The 3559-nt window shown below is 72.7% G+C and carries 3 protein-coding genes and 1 tRNA gene; 2 read left to right on the top strand and 2 right to left on the bottom strand.

The window, feature by feature from the left end:
* Both E1211_RS33095 and E1211_RS31305 read left to right on the top strand, forming a co-directional pair.
* Positions 1 to 1324, top strand: a 1324-nt coding sequence (locus E1211_RS33095) for an RICIN domain-containing protein (RefSeq protein ID WP_207915587.1), incomplete at its 5' end; no start/stop codon positions are given.
* Positions 1325 to 1373: 49 nt separating this feature from the next.
* The gene (locus tag E1211_RS31305; RefSeq protein WP_132353720.1) at positions 1374 to 2795 is read left to right on the top strand and encodes an NAD(P)/FAD-dependent oxidoreductase; all 1422 of its coding nucleotides are present in this window, start codon (positions 1374 to 1376) and stop codon (positions 2793 to 2795) included.
* 132 nt (positions 2796 to 2927) lie between these two features.
* Here E1211_RS31305 and E1211_RS31310 read toward each other — a convergent pair whose 3' ends face one another.
* On the bottom strand, positions 2928 to 3299 hold the full coding sequence (locus E1211_RS31310; protein ID WP_371686229.1) for a cyclic-phosphate processing receiver domain-containing protein: 372 nt from the start codon (positions 3297 to 3299) through the stop codon (positions 2928 to 2930).
* Positions 3300 to 3390: 91 nt separating this feature from the next.
* Positions 3391 to 3464, bottom strand: a tRNA-Ala gene (locus tag E1211_RS31315).
* Positions 3465 to 3559: the final 95 nt, after the last annotated feature.

Consider the following 3559-nt stretch of genomic DNA (forward strand, 5'->3'; position numbering starts at 1 on the left):
CACGCCACCCGCAGCCGCGTCACCCTCGGCCACGCCGCCCGCAGCCGCGTCCGTCGACCCGGAGGCCGGCCCGGTCGGGGCCGGCGGTCCCCGCCCTGCCACGGCGAACGGAGCCGGGGGCGCGGACGGTTCCACCGCCGCGCCCACCGGTTCACCGACGCGACGGCGCCGCGGTCTGCTGGTCGGGTCGCTCGCCGTCGCGCTCCTGCTCGTCCTGCTGCTGGGCGTGCCACTGCTCAACGGCGCGTTCTCCGGCGCGCCCGACGACGACCGGGCCACGGCGGCCGACTCCGGCCCGTCCGCCCTCGCCGACACACCGGTTTCCCGGGAGCTGCCCCCACCGCCCATCGGGTGGCACTACCACCGGGACGATCCCCGCTTCCTCGTACCGGTGCCGGACGGCTGGCAGCCGCGACGCGACGGCGAGCGGATCGAGTTCCGCGAGCCGGACGGCGCCCGGCTGCTCGTCGTCGGTGAACTCGGATCGGTCCCCACCAACGTGCTCGCCGGACTGCGGGCCCAGGAGAAGGCCGAACGCGAGCAGTACGACGACTACCGGAAGGTCCGCCTCGGCTCGGTGCGGTACCAGGCACAGGCCGCCGAATGGGAGTGGACGTACACCGGCACGGACGGCACGAGGATGCACGCCGTGAGCCGCGCCTTCGTCGGCCACAACCGGCACGCGTACACCCTCGGCTGGACCACGGCGGACGCCGAGTGGTCGGCCAGCCGGAGCACCTTCTCGCTGGTCACCGACGGATTCCAGGGCCTGCCGCCGGTCACCGGCACAGCGTCGAGGTCCCCCGGCGCGCCGGCCGGGCCGGGGCACGGACCGGCCTCGCCCGGTACGGGCGGCAGCCCGACGGCCGGCTCGACGCAGCCGGTGCGACCGCCCGCCTCGGCGGCCGCGCCGCCGCCCTCGGCTCCGGCCGCCCCGCCCGCCGGTGACCTGATCGTCAGCTACGCCAGTGGGCGCTGCATCGACATCCCGGGCGGCGACGCCACCGCCGGCGCCCGGCTGCGGATCTGGGACTGCCGTCGTGCGGCCCGGCAGTTGTGGACCTTCCCCGCCGACGGCACCGTCCGCTCGATGGGCAAGTGCCTCGATGTTGCCGGACACTCGACGGAGAACGGCGCCGCGGTCCAGTTGGCGGACTGCACCGGCGCGAGTTCGCAACGCTTCAACCTGAACAACGCCCACGACCTGGTGTACGTACGAGCGGACAAGTGCGTCGACGTGGTCGACGCCGACCCGAACAACGGCGCCCGGTTGCAGCTCTGGGACTGCAACGGCGGAGCGCACCAGAAGTGGCGGCGCGGCTGACCTCCACGGTCGCGGCGCCGACCCCTCCGACCAGCCAAGGAGTGATCGCATGCGCCCCTCCCCGTCCCGGACGTTCGCGGAGATAGCGACCGCCGAACGGCCGACCGACACCACAGTCGTCATGCGACGTGCGGTGGTGCTCGGCGGCAGCATCGCCGGGCTGATGGCCGCCCGGGTGCTCAGCGACCACGCCGAGGAGGTGCTGATCGTCGAGCGGGACCCGTCCGACGCGGAGCACGGGCCCCGGCCCGGCGTACCGCAGGGCAGCCAGGTGCATGCGCTGCTGCCGTCCGGTCAGCTGCAGTTGGAGCGCTGGTTCCCCGGCATCGCCGAGGAGGCGCTCGCGCTCGGCGCCCCGTTGCCGCCGAGCGCGGGCACCACGGCGAAGACCTTCGTGAACGGGGTGCTGGGAGTGCCGCCGCCACCGGCGGCCACCGGGCCGATGCTGATCACCACCCGGCCGTTCCTGGAGGCGCTGGTCCGCCGGCACACCCTCGCCGTGAAGAACGTCCGGATGGTGTACGGCCGGGCGGACGGCCTGGTCTACGCCGACCGGCGGGTCACCGGGGCGCGGTACGTGCCGCAGGGCGGCGCCGAGGCGGTCGTGGAACCGGCGGATCTGGTGGTCGACGCGATGGGACGCTCCAGCAGGCTGAGCGACTGGCTGGCCGGCGACGGCTGGCCCCGCCCCCCGATGCAGCGGATGCCGATCAAGTTGAACTACGCGACCGCGCTCTTCAAGCGGGACGAGAAGATCAGCGACACCTGGGTGGTGGTCTACCAGACCATGGCCGGCAAGGGCCGCACCGCCCGGATCGGCGGGATCAACTCGGTCGAGGACGACCGCTGGATGATGCTGGTCGCCGGCTACGACCACGACCGGCCCAGCCGCGACGTCGCCGACTTCACCGAGCGTTGCCGGAAGCACTATCCGGAGATGTTCGGCGACATCGCGGAGCACGGGGAGATGCTGGGCGAGGTGATCACGTACCACCAGGCCGACAGCCGGCGCCGGGACTTCCACAAACTCGACCGGATGCCCGCGGGCCTGGTCGCCGTCGGAGACGCGGTCGCCTCCTTCAACCCGGTGTACGGCCAGGGCATGACCTCCGCGATGCTGCACGCCTCCTGCCTGTCGGCGTACCTGCGCTCCGGCCCCAAGCCGCACGAGGAGCCGGCCCGGGCGTACTTCGACCAGGTCCGCGTGATCGTCGACGCCGCCTGGCAGATCTCGACCTCCGCCGACATCGAACTGCCGCACGTCGACGGCCCGTACCCGCGCGGGTACAAACTCACCAAATGGTTCGGCAACCTGGTCTTCCGGGCCTCACAGATCGACCCGGTGCTGAGCTCCCGACTGAGCCGGGTCACCACCATGCTCGACCACCCGGCCACCCTGAGCCGGCCCGGTACGCTGCTGCGCGCGCTCCGGATCGGCCTGCTGCGGGGCCGACCACAACGGGCCGCCTAGCCCCGTCGCCTCCGTCGCTGGTCAGCGTCGCCGTCGTTGTTGGCGTCGCTGGTCAGCGCCGCCGTCGCTGGTGACATCACCGTCAGCCTCGACGTCGCTGGTGTCATCCCGTCGGCGTCGGCGGGGCGGGAGCTACCCAGGCTGCTCCTCGAGGTAGCCGACCTGGGACGATCCGGCCGCTGACCGGGCGTGGTAGCCCCAGCGGCCCAGCGCCTGCGTGACCCGTGCGGCGCCGGCCGGGTTCGCCGAGTGGACGTACACCACGCCGATGTCGAACGGGCGCTCCTCGAAGGCGGCCCGCTCCAGCAGCTCGACAACGGGCCAGATCGTGTCGTCGCCGCCGAGGTCGTGATCGAGCCACAGTTCGTCCAATCGCTGGCCGCGCTGCCCCCCCAGCACCTCGACGCCCTCCGCGCTGGTACGCGCCACTCGCGCCGCCCGGCCGTCCCCGACGAACGAACGGAGATCATCGATCAGCACGATCCGCCGGCCCACCACCGCCACATTCTTCGCCCCGGTGTCGCGCTACGCGACCTGATTCGCGCGAGATCGAAAAAGGCCGTCTCCCACGACGGGAAACGGCCTTTGAACTGGGTGGAGCTGAGGGGATTTGAACCCCTGACCCCCTCGATGCGAACGAGGTGCGCTACCGGTCTGCGCCACAGCCCCTCCGCCGGTTAACCGGCGTCGGTCCCACCCGGCTAACACCGGGCGGGCCGGCGACAAGGCTAACAGGTTCACCGCCCCGGGGGCGAATCCACCCC

It is taken from the genome of Micromonospora sp. 15K316, from assembly GCF_004348525.1.
Lineage (GTDB): Bacteria > Actinomycetota > Actinomycetes > Mycobacteriales > Micromonosporaceae > Micromonospora.

Coding starts and splice junctions, on each gene's coding strand:
- E1211_RS31305 (WP_132353720.1), top strand. CDS start 1,374: ATGCGCCCCTCCCCGTCCCGGACGTTCGCGGAGATAGCGACCGCCGAA.